Annotated in this window: 17 protein-coding genes; 6 read left to right on the forward strand and 11 right to left on the reverse strand. The window is 73.6% G+C overall.

All coding sequences use genetic code 11. The annotated features are described in order from the left end of the window. Nucleotides 1-54 precede the first annotated feature (54 nt). Nucleotides 55-792, forward strand: a complete 738-nt coding sequence (locus AB5J51_RS27525) for a MerR family transcriptional regulator (RefSeq protein WP_369778913.1) — start codon at nt 55-57, stop codon at nt 790-792. Further along, nucleotides 789-1,433, forward strand: a complete 645-nt coding sequence (locus AB5J51_RS27530) for a hypothetical protein (RefSeq protein WP_369778914.1) — start codon at nt 789-791, stop codon at nt 1,431-1,433. The genes AB5J51_RS27525 and AB5J51_RS27530 overlap by 4 nt, the downstream gene beginning before the upstream one ends. Nucleotides 1,434-1,566: 133 nt before the next feature. Here AB5J51_RS27530 and AB5J51_RS27535 read toward each other — a convergent pair whose 3' ends face one another. Then, on the reverse strand, nt 1,567-2,514 hold the full coding sequence (locus AB5J51_RS27535; protein WP_369778915.1) for a helix-turn-helix domain-containing protein: 948 nt from the start codon (nt 2,512-2,514) through the stop codon (nt 1,567-1,569). Nucleotides 2,515-2,625: 111 nt separating this feature from the next. Next, entirely contained in the window at nt 2,626-4,071 is a 1,446-nt protein-coding gene (locus AB5J51_RS27540) for an RNB domain-containing ribonuclease (protein WP_369778916.1), read from the reverse strand. Between the two features lie 102 nt (nt 4,072-4,173). Here AB5J51_RS27540 and yaaA point away from each other — a divergent pair, with 102 nt between their 5' ends. Continuing rightward, nucleotides 4,174-4,974: a peroxide stress protein YaaA gene (gene yaaA / locus AB5J51_RS27545; RefSeq protein ID WP_136226765.1), complete on the forward strand. Its 801-nt coding sequence runs from the start codon at nt 4,174-4,176 to the stop codon at nt 4,972-4,974. A gap of 31 nt (nt 4,975-5,005) precedes the next feature. Here the strand turns inward: yaaA and AB5J51_RS27550 are convergent, their stop codons facing one another. Then, nucleotides 5,006-5,752, reverse strand: coding sequence for a bifunctional DNA primase/polymerase (locus tag AB5J51_RS27550; RefSeq protein WP_053785041.1), 747 nt, complete (start codon nt 5,750-5,752; stop codon nt 5,006-5,008). Between the two features lie 185 nt (nt 5,753-5,937). After that, on the reverse strand, nt 5,938-6,567 hold the full coding sequence (locus AB5J51_RS27555; protein ID WP_053785042.1) for a TetR/AcrR family transcriptional regulator: 630 nt from the start codon (nt 6,565-6,567) through the stop codon (nt 5,938-5,940). A gap of 111 nt (nt 6,568-6,678) precedes the next feature. Between AB5J51_RS27555 and ddaH the strand changes: the two genes are divergently transcribed. After that, the gene (ddaH, locus tag AB5J51_RS27560; RefSeq protein WP_346766497.1) at nt 6,679-7,509 is read left to right on the forward strand and encodes a dimethylargininase; all 831 of its coding nucleotides are present in this window, start codon (nt 6,679-6,681) and stop codon (nt 7,507-7,509) included. Between the two features lie 13 nt (nt 7,510-7,522). Here the strand turns inward: ddaH and AB5J51_RS27565 are convergent, their stop codons facing one another. Further along, a complete protein-coding gene (locus AB5J51_RS27565) occupies nt 7,523-8,539 on the reverse strand; it encodes a small ribosomal subunit Rsm22 family protein (RefSeq protein WP_053785044.1) in 1,017 nt (338 codons plus the stop codon). Nucleotides 8,540-8,615: 76 nt separating this feature from the next. Then, nucleotides 8,616-9,953 (reverse strand): Bcr/CflA family multidrug efflux MFS transporter, encoded by a 1,338-nt coding sequence (locus AB5J51_RS27570; RefSeq protein ID WP_136226768.1) that lies wholly within the window; start codon nt 9,951-9,953, stop codon nt 8,616-8,618. Nucleotides 9,954-10,061: 108 nt separating this feature from the next. Here AB5J51_RS27570 and AB5J51_RS27575 point away from each other — a divergent pair, with 108 nt between their 5' ends. Further along, entirely contained in the window at nt 10,062-10,823 is a 762-nt protein-coding gene (locus tag AB5J51_RS27575; RefSeq protein ID WP_369778917.1) for an SDR family oxidoreductase, read from the forward strand. Between the two features lie 77 nt (nt 10,824-10,900). Next, on the forward strand, nt 10,901-11,761 hold the full coding sequence (locus AB5J51_RS27580) for a PhzF family phenazine biosynthesis protein (protein ID WP_369778918.1): 861 nt from the start codon (nt 10,901-10,903) through the stop codon (nt 11,759-11,761). Between the two features lie 77 nt (nt 11,762-11,838). Here the strand turns inward: AB5J51_RS27580 and efeU are convergent, their stop codons facing one another. The 5 genes from efeU to AB5J51_RS27605 all read right to left on the reverse strand — a co-directional run bounded on the left by efeU (nt 11,839) and on the right by AB5J51_RS27605 (nt 17,298). Beyond that, nucleotides 11,839-12,699 carry an iron uptake transporter permease EfeU gene (gene efeU, locus AB5J51_RS27585; RefSeq protein WP_133898191.1) on the reverse strand — a complete coding sequence of 287 codons (861 nt, stop codon included), beginning with the start codon at nt 12,697-12,699 and terminating at the stop codon, nt 11,839-11,841. A 26-nt stretch (nt 12,700-12,725) separates the two neighbouring features. Then, a complete protein-coding gene (gene efeB / locus AB5J51_RS27590) occupies nt 12,726-14,018 on the reverse strand; it encodes an iron uptake transporter deferrochelatase/peroxidase subunit (RefSeq protein ID WP_133898192.1) in 1,293 nt (430 codons plus the stop codon). Between the two features lie 21 nt (nt 14,019-14,039). After that, nucleotides 14,040-15,188: an iron uptake system protein EfeO gene (gene efeO, locus AB5J51_RS27595; RefSeq protein ID WP_053785049.1), complete on the reverse strand. Its 1,149-nt coding sequence runs from the start codon at nt 15,186-15,188 to the stop codon at nt 14,040-14,042. 185 nt (nt 15,189-15,373) lie between these two features. Continuing rightward, entirely contained in the window at nt 15,374-16,252 is an 879-nt protein-coding gene (locus tag AB5J51_RS27600) for a heme ABC transporter ATP-binding protein (RefSeq protein ID WP_369778919.1), read from the reverse strand. Beyond that, complete coding sequence (locus tag AB5J51_RS27605; RefSeq protein WP_369780327.1) at nt 16,249-17,298, reverse strand: FecCD family ABC transporter permease; 1,050 nt, start codon at nt 17,296-17,298, stop codon at nt 16,249-16,251. Before AB5J51_RS27605 ends, AB5J51_RS27600 begins: the two co-directional genes overlap by 4 nt. Between the last annotated feature and the right edge of the window lie 43 nt (nt 17,299-17,341).

Genomic DNA, 17,341 nt, shown 5'->3' on the forward strand with positions numbered 1-17,341 from the left:
GCTGTGCCACGCGCGGCTTGACCTTGACGCAGCGGCAGGGTTTCTACTGGGCGCATGCGGATCGGAGAGATCGCCGCGCTGGTCGGGGTCACCACCCGGGCCATCCGGCACTACCACCACGTCGGCCTGCTTCCGGAGCCGGAGCGCAGGTCCAACGGGTATCGCGCGTACGGCGTGCGCGATGCCGTCCTGCTGGCGCGCGTGCGCCGGCTCACCGAGCTCGGGCTGAGCCTCGACGAGGTGCGGGACGTCCTCGCGGACGACGCCGGGCGCGATCTGGCCGACGTACTCGAGGAGCTCGAGGCCGACCTGGCCCGGCAGGAGGCCGAGCTGGCCGAGCGCCGGCGCCGGCTCGCCGTGCTGCTGGCCGCGCCGCCCGGGGAGACCGATCCGGTCTCGCCCGCGCTCGCCGCGCTGCTCGCCAAGGCCCCGAAGACGGCCTCGCCGAGCGCCGCGATGGACCGCGAGCACCTGACGCTGCTCGACGTGTCCGGCGCCGCCGGCGAGGAGCTCTACGCCGCGCTCGCCCCGCTGGTCGCCGATCCGTCCGTACTCGCCCTGTACGAGCGGCTGGACGAACTGGCCGACGCGCCGGTCGACGACCCGCGGATCCCGGTGCTCGCCGCCGAACTGGTGGCTGCCGTCACCGACGAGGCGTTCGCGGCGATCCCGGCCGACGGGCGGCCGGCCGGCGAGGGGTTCACGATCGCCCTGCTCGCCGAGTACGCCCCCGCGCAGGCGGAGGTCGTCCGCCGGGTGATGGAGGCGTTCATGGAGAGGGGCAGGAGATGAGCGGCGTACGGATGGCGCGGTGGGAGGCCGTGCGCGCCGTCGTACCCGCGCCCGTGCGCAAACTGCTGATGCACGAGCTGCGCGCCATGGCCTCGCTGGCGCGGTGGGCGCTGCGCCGGCCGCCGCACGGGGTGGGCGCGGGCGAGCTCGCCGCGCGGTACACGGGACCGCAGACCGCCATGATGTACGGCTTCCTGTTCGTATCGGTCGTCGAGACCGTCGCGCTGGCCTTCCTGATCCCGTGGCCGGCCGTGCACCGGGTGGTGCTGGTCCTCGACGCGTACGGGGTGCTGCTGGTGCTGGCGATGCACGCCGCCTGCGTGACCCGGCCGCACGTGGTCCGCCGGGACGGCTCCCTGCGGATCCGCTACGGGGCCTTGTTCGACCTCACCGTCCCGCCGGACGCGGTGGCCTCGGCCCGGGTGGACCGGCGCTACCCGGAGGGCCGGCTCGTCACCCTCTCCGAGGACGGGGTGCTCGACCTGATCGTGGGCAGCCAGACCACGGTGACCCTGGAGCTGACCCGTCCGCTCCCGTTCACCCGCCCGCTCGGCTCCCGGGCCGAGGCCCGCACCATCCGCTTCCACGCCGACGACCCGCGCACGCTGGTGGCCGCACTGCGGCAACCCGCACCCCCGTGACGGGCTGCCGCACTGCGCCGGGACCCTCCGGGGGGATGAGGAGTCGTACCCCGTAGCGTGGCGGGCCGCGGCGGCCCCGTCTTGTCAAAAACGGCACGCACAGGCAGTTCACGGCAGCCCGCGACGACGGCCGTCACAGCGGGGCGGCTCCTGCGGTGAGCAGCACGCTGGTGATCCGGCCCGGCAGCCGGTCCAGGGCCGAGCCGGGCGGCAGCCCGCCGCGCAGGGCGGCGAGCCGGGCGGGAGCCAGCCCGGTCATGGCCTTCACGTCGCGGCCGAAGTGGGCCTGGTCGTGGTACCCGCAGGCCACCGCGACGGCGGCCGGCGCCATCCCGGCCGCCAGCAGCCGCAGCGCGTGCTGGAGCCGGAACACCCGGGCGACGCCCTTGGGGGACAGGCCGACCTGTTCGCGGAAGCGGGCCCGCAGCGTCCGGGCGCTCCAGCCGGTCTCGGCGGCCGCCCGGGCCAGCGAGCCGCTGTCGGCCCACAGCCGGGCCAGCGCCCCGCGCACCTCGGGCGCGACGCGCGGACCCCGGTCCAGGCGGGTGGTGAACACCGCGTCGAGCAGGTCGAAGCGTTCGGGCCAGGTGCCCAGCGCCTGGAGCCGCTCGGCGAGGTGCCGGCCGGCGGGCCCGAGCACCTCCGCGGGATCCACCCGCGTCTCCCCGAAGTGCGCCATCGGGATGCCGAACAGCCGGTAGGCGCCCAGCGGGCTCATGTTGACCTCCAGCCCGTGCACCGCGCCCTCGTGCACGCCGATCGCCCAGCCGGTGCGCGGGCCGCTGATCAGGGCCCCGGAGGCGGGCCGCAGCCGCGCGGGCGGCTCCTGCCCGCCCCGGCCGACCCACAGGCCCTCGCCGAAGGGGAAGACGAGCGTCACGTGGCCGGTGGGGAGCTCGAGCCGGCGCCGGGGCGCGGTGAACTCCGTACGGAATCCGGTGTAGTTGACGATGTGGGGGCGCAGCGCGGCGGCGGGCCTGCGGCGGCTCGCGCCCGCGGGCGAACCCGAGGGCGAACGCGGGGGTGCACCCGCGGGCGCGCCCGGTGCGGCCGGCCGTACGGACATGTCGACGGAACCCATCGCCGGCCCTCCCCACCTGCTGCGCAGATGATGACAGGCGGCGAGCGGGCGGGCCATAGCCGGCGGGCGATCCGAAGCAGTCGGCGGAGCCGGGCACGTCGCCCCGTCCCGTCATGCCGGGGCGAACAGCACCTTCGCCCGGCCCGGGTCGGCCTCCGTCAGCCGGACCCGGATGCGGTCGCCCAGCGGCAGGTGCGCGGACGGCGATTCGACGCGGCCGACCACCGCCGGCTCCTCCAGGTGGACCGTGCCCACCTGCGGTTCGTGGTCCTTGACGTCGATCACGGTCGCCTCGAAGGTCTCGCCGACGTGGTCCTTCAGCAGGGCCGCCTCGACGAGGTCCACGCACTCCCGCTCTGCCGTGTTGGCCAGCTTGCTCCCGTCGGCCATCCGCTGCGGGAGGGCGTCCAGTGCGGACAGCGCCCACGGCGGGGGCTCGGCCCCCGCCACCGCCGCCACGCACAGCTCGCCGGAGTACCGGTCGACGAGCCGGCGCAGCGGGGCGGTGCAGTGCGCGTACGGGGCCGCCACCGCGGCGTGCAGGACGGGGTCCGGGGTCGCGCCGCCGGTGAAGACGGTGTAGCCCGCCCCGCGCAGGAGGGCCGTGCACTCCTGGAGGAACGCGGCGTGGGCGGGGAGGTGGGGGTCCAGGGTGCGCACGAGTTCTGCGTACGGCATGTGGTGCGGCCAGTCGATCCGCAGGGCGGTGGCGGTGCGCCGCAGCCGGCCGACCGCCCCGTCGGGGGCGCTGGGGAGGGTGCGCAGGATGCCGGCGCCGGCGGCGAGCATGAGGTCGGCGGCGGCCATGCCGGTCATCAGGGAGATCTGCGCGTTCCAGCCGTCCGCCGGGAGCGGGGCCCGGTAGGTGAGGCTGTACGAGCCGTCCCGCGCGACGATCTCCTGCTCGGGCACGTTCAGCGAGACGCCGCCGCGCTCCTGCTCCAGCGTTTCGCGGAGCCGGCCGATGTCCTCGAGGAGGGCGACGGGTTCCTCGGCGGTCCCGGAGTCGATGGCCTGCTGGACGCCGTCGTAGTCCAGCCTGGCCCGGCTGCGGACCAGGGCGCGGCGGACCTCGGTGGTCTCCACGCGGCCGGCGGAGTCCAGGTCGAACCGCCACAGCAGCGCCGGGCGGGTCTGGCCGGGCAGCAGGCTGGCCGCGCCTTCCGAGAGCACGGCCGGATGCAGGGGGACCTTGCCGTCGGGGAAGTAGAGGGTGGTGACGCGGCGGTGTGCCTCGGCGTCGAGGGCGCCGCCGGGGGTGACGAACGCGGCGACGTCGGCGATGGCGTAGTGCACGCGGTAGCCGCTGCCGTTCGGGCGCTTCGCCAGGTGCATGGCCTGGTCCAGGTCGCGGGAGGCCGGCGGGTCGATGGTGAACAGGGGGACGCCGGTGGCGTCGAGGTCCGGGAGTCGCGGACTGCGGACCGCCTGCTCGGCCTCGGCGAGCACGGGGGCCGGAAACTCCCCGGGCACGCCCAGGCCGGCCCGCAGCTCACGCAGCGCGGCCCGCAGGGCGGCCCCGTCCGGTCCGGTCATGTGCATATGACGGCGTGGCATGGGTCGAGCGTAGGGCCGGTGGCTCGGGGCGGCACGGCGAGAGCCTTACCCTGGCTCGGGGGCCGCACCCCCTGCGCCGTGTCGTACTGAAGGAGAACCACCGTGCTCGTGCTGCTGCCGCCGTCCGAGGGAAAGGCCGCCGGCGGCTCCGGCGCGCCCCTGTCGCCGGAGACGCTGTCGCTGCCCGGACTGGCCGAGGCGCGGGCGGCCGTGCTGGCGGAACTGGTCGAGTTGTGTGCGGGGGACGAGCTGAAGGCCCGCGAGGTGCTCGGCCTGAGCGAGGGGCTGCGCGGCGAGGTGGCGAAGAACGCCGGGCTGCGGTCGGCGGTGGCCCGGCCGGCGGGGGAGATCTACACCGGCGTGCTGTACGACGCGCTGGGCCTGGCGGACCTGCCGGCGGGCGCGCGGGCGCTGGCGGAGCGGTCGCTGCTGGTGTTCTCGGGGCTGTGGGGTGCGGTGCGGGTGACGGACCGGATCCCCTCGTACCGCTGCTCGATGGGCGTGAAGCTGCCGGGGCTGGGTGCGCTGGGGGCGTACTGGCGGGAGCCGATGGCGGCGGTGATGCCGGCTGCGGCGGGGGACGGGCTGGTGCTGGACCTGCGGTCGTCGGCGTACGGGTCGGCGTGGAAGCCCAAGGGCGAGGTGGCGGGGCGGACGGCGACGGTGCGGGTGCTGCACTCGCAGGTGGTGGACGGGGTGGAGAAGCGGTCGGTGGTGAGCCACTTCAACAAGGCGACGAAGGGCCGGCTGGTGCGGGAGCTGCTCGTGGCCGGGGCCGTCCCCTCGACCCCGGCGGACCTGGTCACGGCGCTGCGCGACCTGGGCTACACGGTGGAGGCCGAACCCCCGGCCAAGCCGTCCAAGGCCTGGTCCCTGGACGTGGTGGTCACCCAGATCCACTGACCCCCGCCGGTCCGGGTTCCGGCCCGCCGGGTCAGCGGCTCAGGGGCCAGGCTGCCGACGGGGTCCGGTCGGACGCGACCGCGTACGTGGCGCAGGCGTCCGTCAGGGTTTCCAGGAGGGTCAGGGGGTCCGGGAGCGGGTGCTCCATGCCGCGGATCCAGGTCACCGCCAGGTCACCGGGAAGGGCGGCCGGGGGGACCAGGACGTAGCTGCCGCGGCAGTGCCAGCGCAGGCCCGGGTGCTCGTCCATCGTCTCCGGGTGGCAGTCCAGCTCGCACGGCCACCACTCGTCCTCGTCCTCGGGGGTGCCGCGCGTCGCCGTGAAGAAGAGCATCCGGGCCTGGTCGCCCGTACCGCCCGATTCCGCGACCGGTCCGACCTCGACGCCCGCCGCCAGCAGGCGGGCCAGCGCGCTCGCGCCGGCCTCGAGCGGGACGTCCAGCACGTCGTGGACCATGCCCGTCGCGGTGACGAAGTTCGCCTGGGGCTGGTTGCGCGCCCAGCGTTCGATCTGCGCGCGGTCGGTCGTCGACTGCGTCTGCCAGGCGAAGGAGAGGGGGTGCCGCGCGGGCGTGGGACAGCCGATCCGCTCGCACGAACACCGGTAGCCGGCGGGGTGGGCGGCGGGGGCGAGCGGCAGGCCCGCGGCGGCCACGGCCAGCAGCAGGGCCTCGCGTGCGCGCTCGGGATCTTCGGGGGAGGGTTTGGGCCGCCGGCGCAGCCACTGGGAAATCCTGCTCTGCTCGCCGCGTTTGACGCGGCCGGACTCAGACCCCATCTATCCCCTCACCTCACCGTTTCCCCGGCAGACCCTCACATGGTCCCACCATCCTGCGGTCCGGGTGACCGCTCTCCCCAACCGGGGGGTGGGGGAGAGGTGCCGGCTGTACGCCGATGAGTAGGCGGAATACCGTCACATAGCCGTGAAATTCGGCCAATTGTCCCCGGGTGGACGCCGGCCCGTCAGCCCTCGGTGACCTTCGCCACCCCGCCCAGCACCCGGTCCACCAGTGCGTCCGCATAAGCGTGCGTCAGCGGCGCCGTCCGCAGCAGCCAGCGGTACGTCAGCGGCCCGACCAGCATCTCCACCGTCAGGCGCAGGTCCACGTCCGCCGCGAGCTGCCCGGCCTCCCGGGCCGCGCGCAGCCGTTCCTCGTACAGGGCGAGCTGCGGCTCCAGCAGTTGCTCGGTGAAGCGGGCGCCCAGCTGCGGGTCGGTCGCCCCGGCGGCGGTCAGGGCGCGGGTGGGGGCGTCGTACTTCTCGTCGTTGAACTGGTCCACCGTCATCCGCAGCACCAGCTTGAGGTCTGCCGCGAGGTCCCCGGTGTCCGGGAAGCCCGACCAGCCGGCCTCGGTCTCCGCGTCCCCGAAGAGGGCGAGCGAGGCGTCCAGCAGGACCGCCGCCTTCGACGGCCACCACCGGTAGATGGTCTGCTTGCCGACGCCCGCGCGGGCGGCGATGGCCTCGATGGTCAGCTTGTCGTAGCCGACCTCTCCGACCAGGGCGAGCGCCGCGTCGAGGATGGCCCGCCGGGAGCGGTCGCTGCGGCGGGCGGGGTCAGGGGCTCTGCCATCGGACGTTCTGCTGTTCATTCGGACAAATTATCAACGCGGGACGTCTCGTCTTTGTGTCATTCCGTAAACCACCCAATCAGTTCACTGCGCGGTTTCCCTTGAGGAGAGACGATTCTCTCGACATCTCTCGTGAGCCGTGAGGAGCCTTCTTTGCGCAGAGTCGCCACACCCCGGCGCTACTTGATGTGCCCACCCGCACACTTCAAGGTCACGTACTCCATCAACCCGTGGATGGACCCCACGAAACCGGTGGACCTGCCCCTCGCACACGCCCAGTGGGAAGACCTCCGGGACCGCTACCGCTCCCTCGGCCACACCGTCGAGACGCTCGTACCGGACCCCGGGCTGCCCGACATGGTCTTCGCCGCGAACGGCGCCCTCGTCGTCGACGGCCGGGTGCTCGGCGCCCGGTTCGCCTACCCGGAGCGCGCCGCCGAGGCGGAGATCCACCTGGACTGGTTCCGGTCCCACGGCTTCGAGCACGTCCACGAGCCGTCCCATGTCAACGAGGGCGAGGGCGATTTCGCCGTCACCGCCAGCTACATCCTGGCCGGCCGGGGCTTCCGCTCCAGCCCGCTCTCGCACGACGAGGCGCAGGAGTTCTTCGGCCGGCCGGTCATCGGCCTCGACCTGGTGGACCCGCGGTACTACCACCTGGACACGGCGCTGTGCGTGCTCGACGGCGACGAGGTCATGTACTACCCGCCGGCCTTCTCGGCCGGCAGCCGGGCGGTGCTCGGGCGGCTGTTCCCGGACGCGCTGATCGCCGGCGACGAGGACGCGATGGCCCTCGGCCTGAACGCCGTCTCGGACGGCCGGCACGTCCTGCTCCCGCAGGCGGCGACCGGGCTGTTCGCACCCCTGCGGGACCGGGGCTTCGAGCCGATCCCGATGGACCTGGGCGAGCTGCTCAAGGGCGGCGGCAGCGTGAAGTGCTGCACCCAGGAGCTGCGGATGTAGCGCCGCGGGCCGGTTACGAGGTGGCCGCCGGCGGCCACTCCTGGCCCCAGTCGGCGTCCCGCGCCGCCTTGTACAGGTCACCGTGGCGCTTGGTCACGTTGACCCGGGTCAGGCCCTCGCCCTGCGGACCGCACAGGTCCAGCAGGACGAGCCCCTTGCGGATCTGCGGCCTCCGCGTGATCCGGGAGGGGGCCGGCTCCACCGGGAAGCGGGTGGCGGCCACGTAGCTGAACTTCTCGTCCTCGTACGGGAGGGACCCGCCCTTGACCTGCCGGTGCAGGGAGGACCGGCTGACCCGCGCCGAGAAGTGGCACCAGTCCTGCCCGACCTCGATCGGGCAGGTGCCGTCGTGCGGGCACGGGGCGGCGACCTTCAGCCCGGCTCCGATCAGCTGGTCGCGGGCCTCGCGGATGCGCAGGTACCCCTCGGGCGTGCCCGGCTCGATCAGCACCACGGCCTGCCCGGCGCGGGCCGCCTCGGCGACCACGGCCCGGCGGGCCTCCGGCGTGAGCTCGCCGAGTACGTACGACACCGTCACGAGGTCCGCATCGGGCAGGGCCAGCCCGGATCCGATGACGGCCCGCCGCCACTCGGCGGCGCGCAGCACCTCCGAGCCGGAGGACGCCGCGAGCTCCTTGCCGAGGGCCAGCGCCGGCTCCGCCCAGTCCAGGACCGTGGTGCCGCGCGGGCCGTCCCAGACGGCGTCCACCGCCCAGGTCGCCGCGCCCGTGCCGCCTCCCACGTCGACGTGGGAGGCCGGGGACCACTGCGGCGCGGCCTCGGCGAGCGCGTCCAGGGCGGACCGTACGGCCTCGAACGTGGCCGGCATCCGGTACGCCGCGTACGCCGCCACGTCGGAGCGGTCGCGCAGGACGGGCGCGTCGGTCGGGGTCCGGCCGCGGTAGTTGGCGATCAGCCGCTCGACGGCGGCGGTGGCCTGCTTCGGCGGGAGCCCGTCGAGCAGCCCGCCCAGCGCGGACCGGAGGGTTGCGGCGGTGGTCGGGACGGAGGCGGAAGCGGAGGCGTTCACCTGGGAAGTTTACGGCGCCCGGAACATCCCGGACGCCGTCGGGAGGGCCGCCCGGGCTCCCGCCCCGCCCCTGCGCTCAGACTGCGGACTCCCGGTTCTGCCAGGGCCGGCACATGCCGGCGAAGCAGGCGGCCGCCAGCAGCGAGCAGACCAGCTGGACCACCGCCATCGGCACCGCCGTGCCCTCGCCCGCGATCCCGACCAGAGGCGAGGCGATCGCCCCGACCAGGAAGGAGGAGGTGCCCAGCAGCGCCGAGGCCGACCCGGCCGCGTGCGGGGTGCGCATCAGCGCCAGCGCGTTGGTGTTCGGCAGCACCACGCCCATCGCCGACATCAGCACGAACAGCGCGGCGGCGATCGGGACCAGCCCGACCTCCCCGAACACCCCGGCCGCCATCAGCAGCAGCGCCACCGAGGCGGCGGTGATGACGGCGATCCCGCCCGCCAGCACCTTGTCCAGGCGGACCCGGCCGACCAGCAGCTTCCCGTTGACCTGCCCGGCGGCGATCAGGCCGACCGAGTTGAGGCCGAACAGCAGGCTGAAGGCCTGCGGCGAAGCCCCGTAGATCTCCTGCACGACGAAGGGCGAGGCGGAGATGTACGAGAAGAGCGTGGCGAAGGCGAAGCCGCCGGCCAGGGTGTACCCGGCGAAGACCCGGTCGGCGAGCAGCCCTCGCATGGTCCGCAGTGCGGAGCCCACGCCGCCGGTCTGCCGCTGCTCCGGCGGCAGGGTCTCGCCGAGGCTGCGCCAGACGACGAGGGTGAGCAGGGCGCCGACGGCCGTGAGGACCACGAACACCCCGCGCCAGTCGGAGAAGCGGAGCACCTGGCCGCCGATGAGCGGGGCGACGACCGGGGCCACGCCGGATATGAGCATCAGTGTGGAGAAGAACCGGGCCATCTCGACCCCGTCGTACAGGTCGCGCACGACGGCCCGGGCGATGACGACCGCGGCCGATCCGGCCAGGCCCTGGAGCAGCCGGAAGCCGATCAGCAGCTCGGCGGTCGGGGCGAGCGCGCAGATCGCGGTGGCGAGGACGTAGACGACCATGCCGGTCAGCAGGGGCCGGCGGCGGCCCCACTTGTCGCTCATCGGGCCGATGACGAGCTGGCCCAGCGCCATGCCGGCGAGGCATGCGGTGAGGGTGACCTGGATGGTGGCCGCCGGGCTGTCCAGGGCGTCCGTGACCTCCGGCAGGGCCGGCAGGTACATGTCCATGGACAGCGGGGGGAGGGCGCTGAGCCCGCCGAGTATGAAAGTGACGAGCAGTCCGGTACGGCGGGCAGCCGTGAGCGGTGCGGAAGCGGTCTGCGGTGCGGAAACGGTCTGCTGCGCGGAAGCGGTCTGCGGTGCGGAGGGCGTCTCGGGCGACGGCTCGTGCGAGGGGGCCGTCGCGGGGCCTCTCTCCGGCATGCGGAACTCCAGTCTTTTCGTCGTCTTTTCACACCCCCGACCGACCCATGCTCTCAGCTGTCGGAACGTCCGTGGAGCGATGCGACATGTGACGTACCCTGCGGCCCCATGAACGCAAGTGGGAAGAAGATCGCCCTGGTCACCGGAGCGGGCTCCGGCATCGGCCGCTCAGTGGCCCTGACCCTGGCCGCCGCCAGCTGGTCGGTTGCCGTGGCCGGCCGCCGGACCGAACCGCTGGAGGAGACGGCGAAGGCGGCCGGAGCCGGCGCGGACGTGCTGTGCGTACGGGCGGACGTGAGCGATCCGCAGGACGTGGCCGCGCTGTTCGCCGCGGTCCGCGAGCACTACGGGCGCCTCGACCTCCTGTTCAACAACGCCGGGACCTTCGGCCCGGGCGGGGTCCCGCTGGAGGACCTCACGTACGAGGCCTGGCGCTCGGTGGTCGACGTCAACCTGACCGGGTCCTTCCTGTGCGCGCAGGCGGCATTCCGCCAGATGAAGGCACAGGACCCGCAGGGCGGCCGGATCATCAACAACGGCTCGATCTCCGCGCACGTGCCGCGGCCGAACTCGGTCGCCTACACCGCGACCAAGCACGCGATGACGGGCCTGACGAAGTCGCTCTCGCTGGACGGGCGCCCGTACCGGATCGCCTGCGGGCAGATCGACATCGGCAACGCGGCCACCGAGATGACCGAGCGGATGCAGACCGGGATCCTCCAGGCGAACGGGCAGCTGGCGGTGGAGCCGGTGATGGACGCCGCCGACGTGGCGCGCACGGTGCTGCACATGGCGGATCTGCCGCTGGAGGCGAACGTGCAGTTCGCGACGGTGATGGCGACGACGATGCCGTACATCGGGCGCGGCTGATCCGGCGGCCGGTGCCGGCCGGACGGGCCTGCCGGAGCCACGGGAATGCGGGCGCGGGGACGGGAGTTGGAGTGATCATGACTGAGGTGCTGCGTTACACCGCCTTCTCCGACGACCCGGCAGGCGGCAATCCCGCCGGGGTCGTCCTCGATGCGACCGGGCTCGACGAGGCCGACATGCTGGGCATCGCCGCCGAGCTGGGCTACAGCGAGACGGCCTTCCTCACCGCCCCGCCGGAGGGCCTCGGCGGGGAGGCCGGACGGGCCTTCACCGTGCGTTACTTCAGCCCGAAGGCGGAGGTCCCGTTCTGCGGGCACGCCACCGTGGCCACCGCCGTCGCGCTGGGCGAGCGGATCGGGCCGGGCGAGCTGGTCTTCGCGACTCCCGCGGGCACGGTGCCGGTGTCGGTCACCGGGGACGCGGAGGGCGGCCTGCGGGCCGTCCTGACCAGCGTCGAACCGCACGTCGAGGACGTCGACCCGGCCGACCTCGCCGAGGCGCTGGCCGCGCTGGACTGGCCGGAGGCCGACCTGGACCCGGCCATCCCGCCCCGGATCGCCTACGCCGGAAACCGCCACCTGGTGCTCGGCGCCGCCACCCGGGCCCGGCTCGCGGACCTCGCGTACGACTTCCCCCGGCTCGAGGCGCTCATGCATCGCCTGGACCTGACCACCGTCCAGCTGGTGCACCGGGCGGGCCCGGACCTGTTCGACGTACGGGACCCCTTCCCGGTCGGCGGCGTCGTCGAGGACCCGGCGACCGGAGCCGCCGCGGCCGCCTTCGGGGCGTACGCGCGCGAGCTGGGCCTGGCCCCGGCGGACGCGGTGCTCACCCTCCGCCAGGGCGAGGACATGGGCCGCCCCGGAGTCCTGACGGTGGAACTCCGCACCGGCGACCCCCGGGTCCGGGTGGGCGGCAGCGGGGTCCGCATCGCCTGAGCCCGCCCCGCGCGCGGTGCGGGTGCCGACATGCCGAAGGGGCCCGGATCATCCCGATCCGGGCCCCTTGCACAGGTTTACGAGCTGCTGGTCCCGGCCTCCGCGGAGACCGCCTCCGCCGGAGCCGGCGCAGCCGTCGTACGGCCGAGCACCCCGAGGAACAGGAGCAGCGTCGGCACCAGGTACAGCAGCCACACCGCGACCTGGAGCCAGGTCGGGTCCGGCTGGAAGTTGAACGTGCCCTTCAGCAGCGTCCCGTACCAGCTGTCCGGCGGGACCGCCGAGGTGACGTCGAAGGCCTTGTTCATGAGGCCGGGCAGGAACTCGGCCTCCTGGAGGTCGTGGACCCCGTACGCGAGCACGCCCGCGGCGACCACGACCAGCATCCCGCCGGTCCAGGTGAAGAACTTGGACAGGTTGATCTTCAGCGCGCCGCGGTAGAACAGCCAGCCCAGCAGGATCGACGAACCGATCCCGAGCAGCACGCCCACCAGCGGACCCGCACCGTTCCCGGCCGCGTGCACCGACCGCCACACGAACAGCGAGGTCTCCAGACCCTCCCGGCCGACGGCCAGGAACGCCGTCGTCACCAGGGCGCCCGTGCCCATCGCGAGGGCCGCGTCGAGCTTGCCCTGCAGCTCGGCCTTCATGTGCCGCGCGGTGCGCTTCATCCAGAAGACCATCCACGTCACGAGGCCCACCGAGATGATCGACAGGCTGCCGCCGATCGCCTCCTGCGCCTGGAACGTCAGTTCCGAGGTGCCGAATTCGAGCCCCGCGCCGAAGGCCAGGCTGAGCGCGGCCGCGAGGCCGACGCCGAGCCACAGCGGCCCCAGCTTGTCCTTGTTCCCGGTCTTCACCAGGTACGCGATGAGGATGCAGACGACCAGACTGGCCTCGAGCCCCTCGCGCAGGCCGATCAGATAGTTGCTGAACACGTCGGTTCCTTTCCGTGCCGCCGGAACTACGCGAACAGCGCCCGGCCCCACCAGTCGTCCTTGTCGCGGACGCCCGGCGGGATGGCGAAGACGGCCGAGCTGACGTGCTGGATGTACTCGTTGAGCACGTCGCTCTTGGCCAGGTTGCGCTGGATCGGGACGAAGCCCTTGCGGACGTCCCGCTGGTAGGCGAGGAAGAACAGGCCCGCGTCGAGCCGGCCCAGGCCGTCCGTGCCGTCGGTGAACGAGTAGCCGCGGCGCAGGATCGTGGCACCGTTGTTGGTGTCCGGGTGCGCGAGGCGGACGTGCGCCTCCGGCTTCATCGCCTTCAGGAACGGCTCGTCGCGCTCCTTCGACTTGCCGACCGGCGCGCCCTCGGCCTTGTCCCGGCCGAAGATGTCCTCCTGCTCCTGGAGCGGAGTGCGGTCCCAGATCTCGATGTTCATGCGGATGCGGCGGGCGACCAGGTACGAGCCGCCGGCCATCCACGCCGAGCCGTCCTTGGCCTCGTCCGCGACCCACACGTGCTTGTCGAGGGCGGCGGTGTCGGTGCCGGAGATGTTCCGGGTGCCGTCCTTGAAGCCCATCATGTTGCGCGGGGTCTGCTCGTCCGGGGTGGTGGACGAGGTCTTGCCGAAGCCGAGCTGGGACCAGCGCACCGCGGTCTTGCCGAAGCCGATGCGGGCGAGCTGGCGGATGGCGTGCACGGCGACCTGGGGGTCGTCGGCGCAGGCCTGCACGCAGAGGTCGCCGCCGCTCTTGGCCGGGTCCAGGTTGTCGCCGGGGAACGCCTCCAGGTCGATCAGCGCCTCGGGGCGCCTGCCCTCCAGGCCGAACCGGTCCTTGGCGAACAGGCCCGGTCCGAAACCGACGGTGAGGGTGAGGCGGGACGGCTTGAGGCCGAGCGCCTCGCCCGTGTCGTCCGGCGGGGCCTGCGGCAGGCCGCCGACCGCGCCCTCGCCGACGGGGAGTCCGGCGGTCATCCGCTCGGCCGCCCGCGTCCAGTCCTTCAGGAGCTGGACGAGCTCCGCACGGTCCTTCGTCTTCACGTCGAACGCGGCGAAGTGCAGCCGGTCCTGGACGGCGGTGGCGATACCGGCCTGGTGCTTGCCGTGGAACGGCACGGCGGAGCCGCTGAGCGCAGCCGGAACCGCGTCCGTGGTGTCGGTGAGCGCGGCGACCGTACCGCCCGCCGCCGCGGCGCCGAGCGCGAGCCCGGCACCGCCCCAGCCGAGCACGGCCCGGCGGGAAGGCCCGCCGGTTGCCTCACCGGCTGCGTCCGCGGTGGCCGCGCCGGTGGTGTTGGTGTCGTCAGACATGTCCGTTACCCCTGATCCGCGTTACTTGGCGACTGCGGCGGCAAGCTTGGACAGCGGCTCCCCGAGGGCGCTGACCGCGTCCGAGAGCTCCTTGCGCTGGTCCGGGCCGACGGTCTCGTACGACGTGAACTCGTAGCCGTTCTTGTCGGCGCGGTACTTGTCGAGCAGCGTGTTCATCGCGGCGAACTGCTTGTCCAGCTCCGCCGACAGGGCCGGGTCGTTCTTCGCGGCGACCGGCTTGAGCAGCTCGTACGCCTTCTGGGCGCCCTCGACGTTGGCCTTGAAGTCGACCAGGTCGGTGTGGCTGTAGCGCTCTTCCTCACCGGTGACCTTGCCGCTGGCGACCTCGTCCAGCAGCTCCTTGGCACCGTTCGCCATCGAGGTGGGGGTGATCTCCGCCTGGCCGACCTTCTTCTGCCAGTCGGTGAGGTCGGTGATCAGCGTGTCGGCGAGCTTCTTCTCGTCGTCGCCGATCTTGTTGTCGACCCACAGGGCCTTCTCCAGGCGGTGCCAGCCGGTCCAGTCCTTCGCCGGGTCCTGGCCGGCCTCCAGGCCGTCCTCGCGGACGTCGACCTTCGGGTCGATGTCGCCGAAGGACTCGGCGACCGGCTCGGTGCGCTCCCAGCCGATGCGGGACGCGGCGTACGCCTTCTTGGCGGCCTCGACGTCGCCGGCCTTGACCGCGTCCGCGAAGGCCTGCGCCTTCGGGAGGGTCTGGTCGGCCTGCTCCTGCACGTACTTGCGGTACTCGGCGACCGCGGCGTCCAGCTCGGGGCTGCGCTTCTCGACGGCGCCGTTGCCCGTGGCCTTGACCTTCTGCCGGATGCCGTCGCCCTTCATGCCGGGCTTGCAGGCGATCTCGTAGTCGCCGGCCTTGATCTCCGCGGTGATGGAGGCCTTGGTGCCGGGGCCGATGTTCTCGCGCTCGGCGACGATGCGGTCGTCCGGGAAGAGGACGTAGACCTCGGTGACCTTGGAGCCCTTGTTCTCGACCTCGAGGGTGACCTTGCCGGCCGGGAACTCCGTCTTGGAGACCTCGCAGGCGCTGTCGGAGGCGGCGATCTTGACGGCCCCGTCGCCAGCGCCGCTCTTCTCGGCGCAGCCGGTGACTGCGGTGAGCGCGGCCACGGCGGCGACCGCGGTGAGGACGGTGAGGCGGGCGGGACGCATGCGGGCTCCTGGCTGTCTGGCGTTCGGCAGACGGCCGCCCCGATCAGAAGGGACGGCCGGTGAGGCGGACCTAACTTAACCGAGGCTTACCTGACCCATGCCCGCGCGTCCAGTGATTCAGGCCACACCTACGACCGCCGGACACGGGGCCGTCACGGCGCCTTCAGGGCCAACCCATGGGAAGGTCAAGTGGAAGTCAAGTCCAAGTGACCGTTCGGTACGGCGGAAGGGGCCGCGTCCCGTACGGGGATCACAAGCGGAACCCCGGTACGCGGATGCGGGAGGACCTCGACGGTCTGCCGGTAGACCCGGCTCAGCAGATCGGCCCCGAACACCTCGGCCGGCGGTCCGTCCGCCGCGATCCGCCCCTCGTGCAGAACGGCGGCCCGGTCCGCGTACGCGGCGGCCAGGCCCAGGTCGTGCAGGACGACCACCACCGCGTCCCCGGCCGCGGCCCGCTCCCGGCAGATCCGCAGCACCAGCTCCTGGTGGCGCAGGTCCAGGGCCGCGGTCGGCTCGTCGAGCAGCAACAGCGGGGCCTGCTGGGCCAGTACGCGGGCCAGCGCGACCCGGGCCCGTTCGCCGCCGGAGAGCGCGGAGAAGGGGCGGGCGGCGAAACCGGCCACCTCCGTCGCGGCCATGGCGGCGGCCACCGCCTCCGCATCGGCGTCGGCGAGCGGGGTGCCGGCCCAGGGGGCGCGGCCCATCCGTACGACGTCCCCGACGGGGAAGGGGAAGGACATCTGCGCCGACTGGGGGAGTACGGACCGGCGCAGGGCCAGATCCGGGGCCGCCCACTCGTCCACCGGGCGCCCGTCGATCCGTACGAGGCCCTCGGCGGCGGGCAGATCGGCCGCGAGGGCGGCCAGCAGGGTGGACTTGCCGGCGCCGTTCGGGCCGACCAGTGCCAGCACCTCGCCGGCCCGTGCGGTCAGGTCGATCCCGGCCAGCACCGCGCGCTTGCCGAGCCGGACACGGAGGCCGACGGCCTCGGCGAAGGCGGAGCCGGGGGACGGCCGGGCGGGGATGCTGCGTCCGCTGCGCCGCAGGAACGGGATGGTCATGCCCAGCCCCCTTGCCTGCGGCGGGTGCGACGCAGCAGCCAGAAGAAGAACGGGCTGCCGATCAGGGCGGTCAGCACACCGAGCGGCAGCTCGGCGGGCCGGGCGACGGTCCGGGCGGCCAGGTCGCCCCCGAGCAGGACCACGGCGCCGGCCAGCGCGCTGCCCGGGACCAGGAAGCGGTGGCCGGGGCCGTTCGCCATGCGCAGCAGGTGCGGGACGAGCAGCCCGACGAAGGTGATGACGCCGGCCACGGCGACGGCCGCCGCGGTGAGCAGCGCGACGACGAGGATGAGCGCGAGCCGCAGCCGCTCCACGTCCACGCCGAGATGGCGGGCGGGCCGCTCGCCGAGCGAGAGCAGGTCCAGCTTGCGGGCGTAGAAGGGGGCGGCCAGCAGACCGGCGAGCGCGCAGGGCAGGACGGCGAGCACCTTGGGCCAGGTGGCCTGGGCGAGGGAGCCGAGCTGCCAGAAGGTGATCTGGTTGACCTGGCCGCTGTCCGCGAAGAAGACGAACAGACCGATCAGGGCGCCCGCGAAGGCGTTGACGGCGATGCCCGTGAGGATGAGGGTGACGACCTCGGTCCTGCCGCCGTTGCGGGAGAGGAGGTAGACGGAGGCGACGGTCACGAGCCCGGCGACGAACGCGCAGGCGGTGACGGTCCAGTTGCCGAGGAAGCCGAGCCCGAGGCCGATGGCGGCGACCGCGCCCACGGCGGCGCCCGCGGAGATCCCGATGACGCCGGGTTCGGCGAGCGGATTCCCGAACACCCCCTGCATCAGGGCCCCCGCGCAGCCCAGGCTCGCGCCGACGAGCAGCGCGAGCATGACCCGGGGGAGCCGTACGTTCCACAGCACGCTCTCGCCGACCCGGTCGAGCGCGGCTCCGCCGAGCCCCAGCCGGTGCTGCACGGAGCCGAGCACGTCCCCGACGGGAATCCCGTACGCCCCGACTCCGGCGGACACCAGGGCGAGCCCGATGAGCAGGACGACGAGCCCGGCGACCAGCAGGGCGCCGGTCCGACGGGGCGAGGTGCCCGCCCGGGGCAGATCCGGTCCCGCAGGCGTTCGAGGCGCGGGGGGTCGCGGGCCG

Origin of the sequence: Streptomyces sp. R33, assembly GCF_041200175.1 — a bacterium.
In the GTDB taxonomy this organism is placed as follows: Bacteria; Actinomycetota; Actinomycetes; order Streptomycetales; family Streptomycetaceae; genus Streptomyces; species Streptomyces katrae_B.

Excerpts from the sequence above, each read along its gene's own strand:
- AB5J51_RS27580 (WP_369778918.1), top strand. The coding sequence starts at position 10,901 with ATGACTGAGGTGCTGCGTTACACCGCCTTCTCCGACGACCCGGCAGGC.
- efeO (WP_053785049.1), bottom strand. The coding sequence starts at position 15,188 with ATGCGTCCCGCCCGCCTCACCGTCCTCACCGCGGTCGCCGCCGTGGCC.
- AB5J51_RS27600 (WP_369778919.1), bottom strand. The coding sequence starts at position 16,252 with ATGACCATCCCGTTCCTGCGGCGCAGCGGACGCAGCATCCCCGCCCGG.
- AB5J51_RS27540 (WP_369778916.1), bottom strand. The coding sequence starts at position 4,071 with ATGCCACGCCGTCATATGCACATGACCGGACCGGACGGGGCCGCCCTG.
- AB5J51_RS27530 (WP_369778914.1), top strand. The coding sequence starts at position 789 with ATGAGCGGCGTACGGATGGCGCGGTGGGAGGCCGTGCGCGCCGTCGTA.
- AB5J51_RS27575 (WP_369778917.1), top strand. The coding sequence starts at position 10,062 with ATGAACGCAAGTGGGAAGAAGATCGCCCTGGTCACCGGAGCGGGCTCC.
- AB5J51_RS27525 (WP_369778913.1), top strand. The coding sequence starts at position 55 with ATGCGGATCGGAGAGATCGCCGCGCTGGTCGGGGTCACCACCCGGGCC.
- AB5J51_RS27535 (WP_369778915.1), bottom strand. The coding sequence starts at position 2,514 with ATGGGTTCCGTCGACATGTCCGTACGGCCGGCCGCACCGGGCGCGCCC.
- AB5J51_RS27550 (WP_053785041.1), bottom strand. The coding sequence starts at position 5,752 with ATGGGGTCTGAGTCCGGCCGCGTCAAACGCGGCGAGCAGAGCAGGATT.
- AB5J51_RS27570 (WP_136226768.1), bottom strand. The coding sequence starts at position 9,953 with ATGCCGGAGAGAGGCCCCGCGACGGCCCCCTCGCACGAGCCGTCGCCC.
- AB5J51_RS27555 (WP_053785042.1), bottom strand. The coding sequence starts at position 6,567 with ATGAACAGCAGAACGTCCGATGGCAGAGCCCCTGACCCCGCCCGCCGC.
- efeB (WP_133898192.1), bottom strand. The coding sequence starts at position 14,018 with ATGTCTGACGACACCAACACCACCGGCGCGGCCACCGCGGACGCAGCC.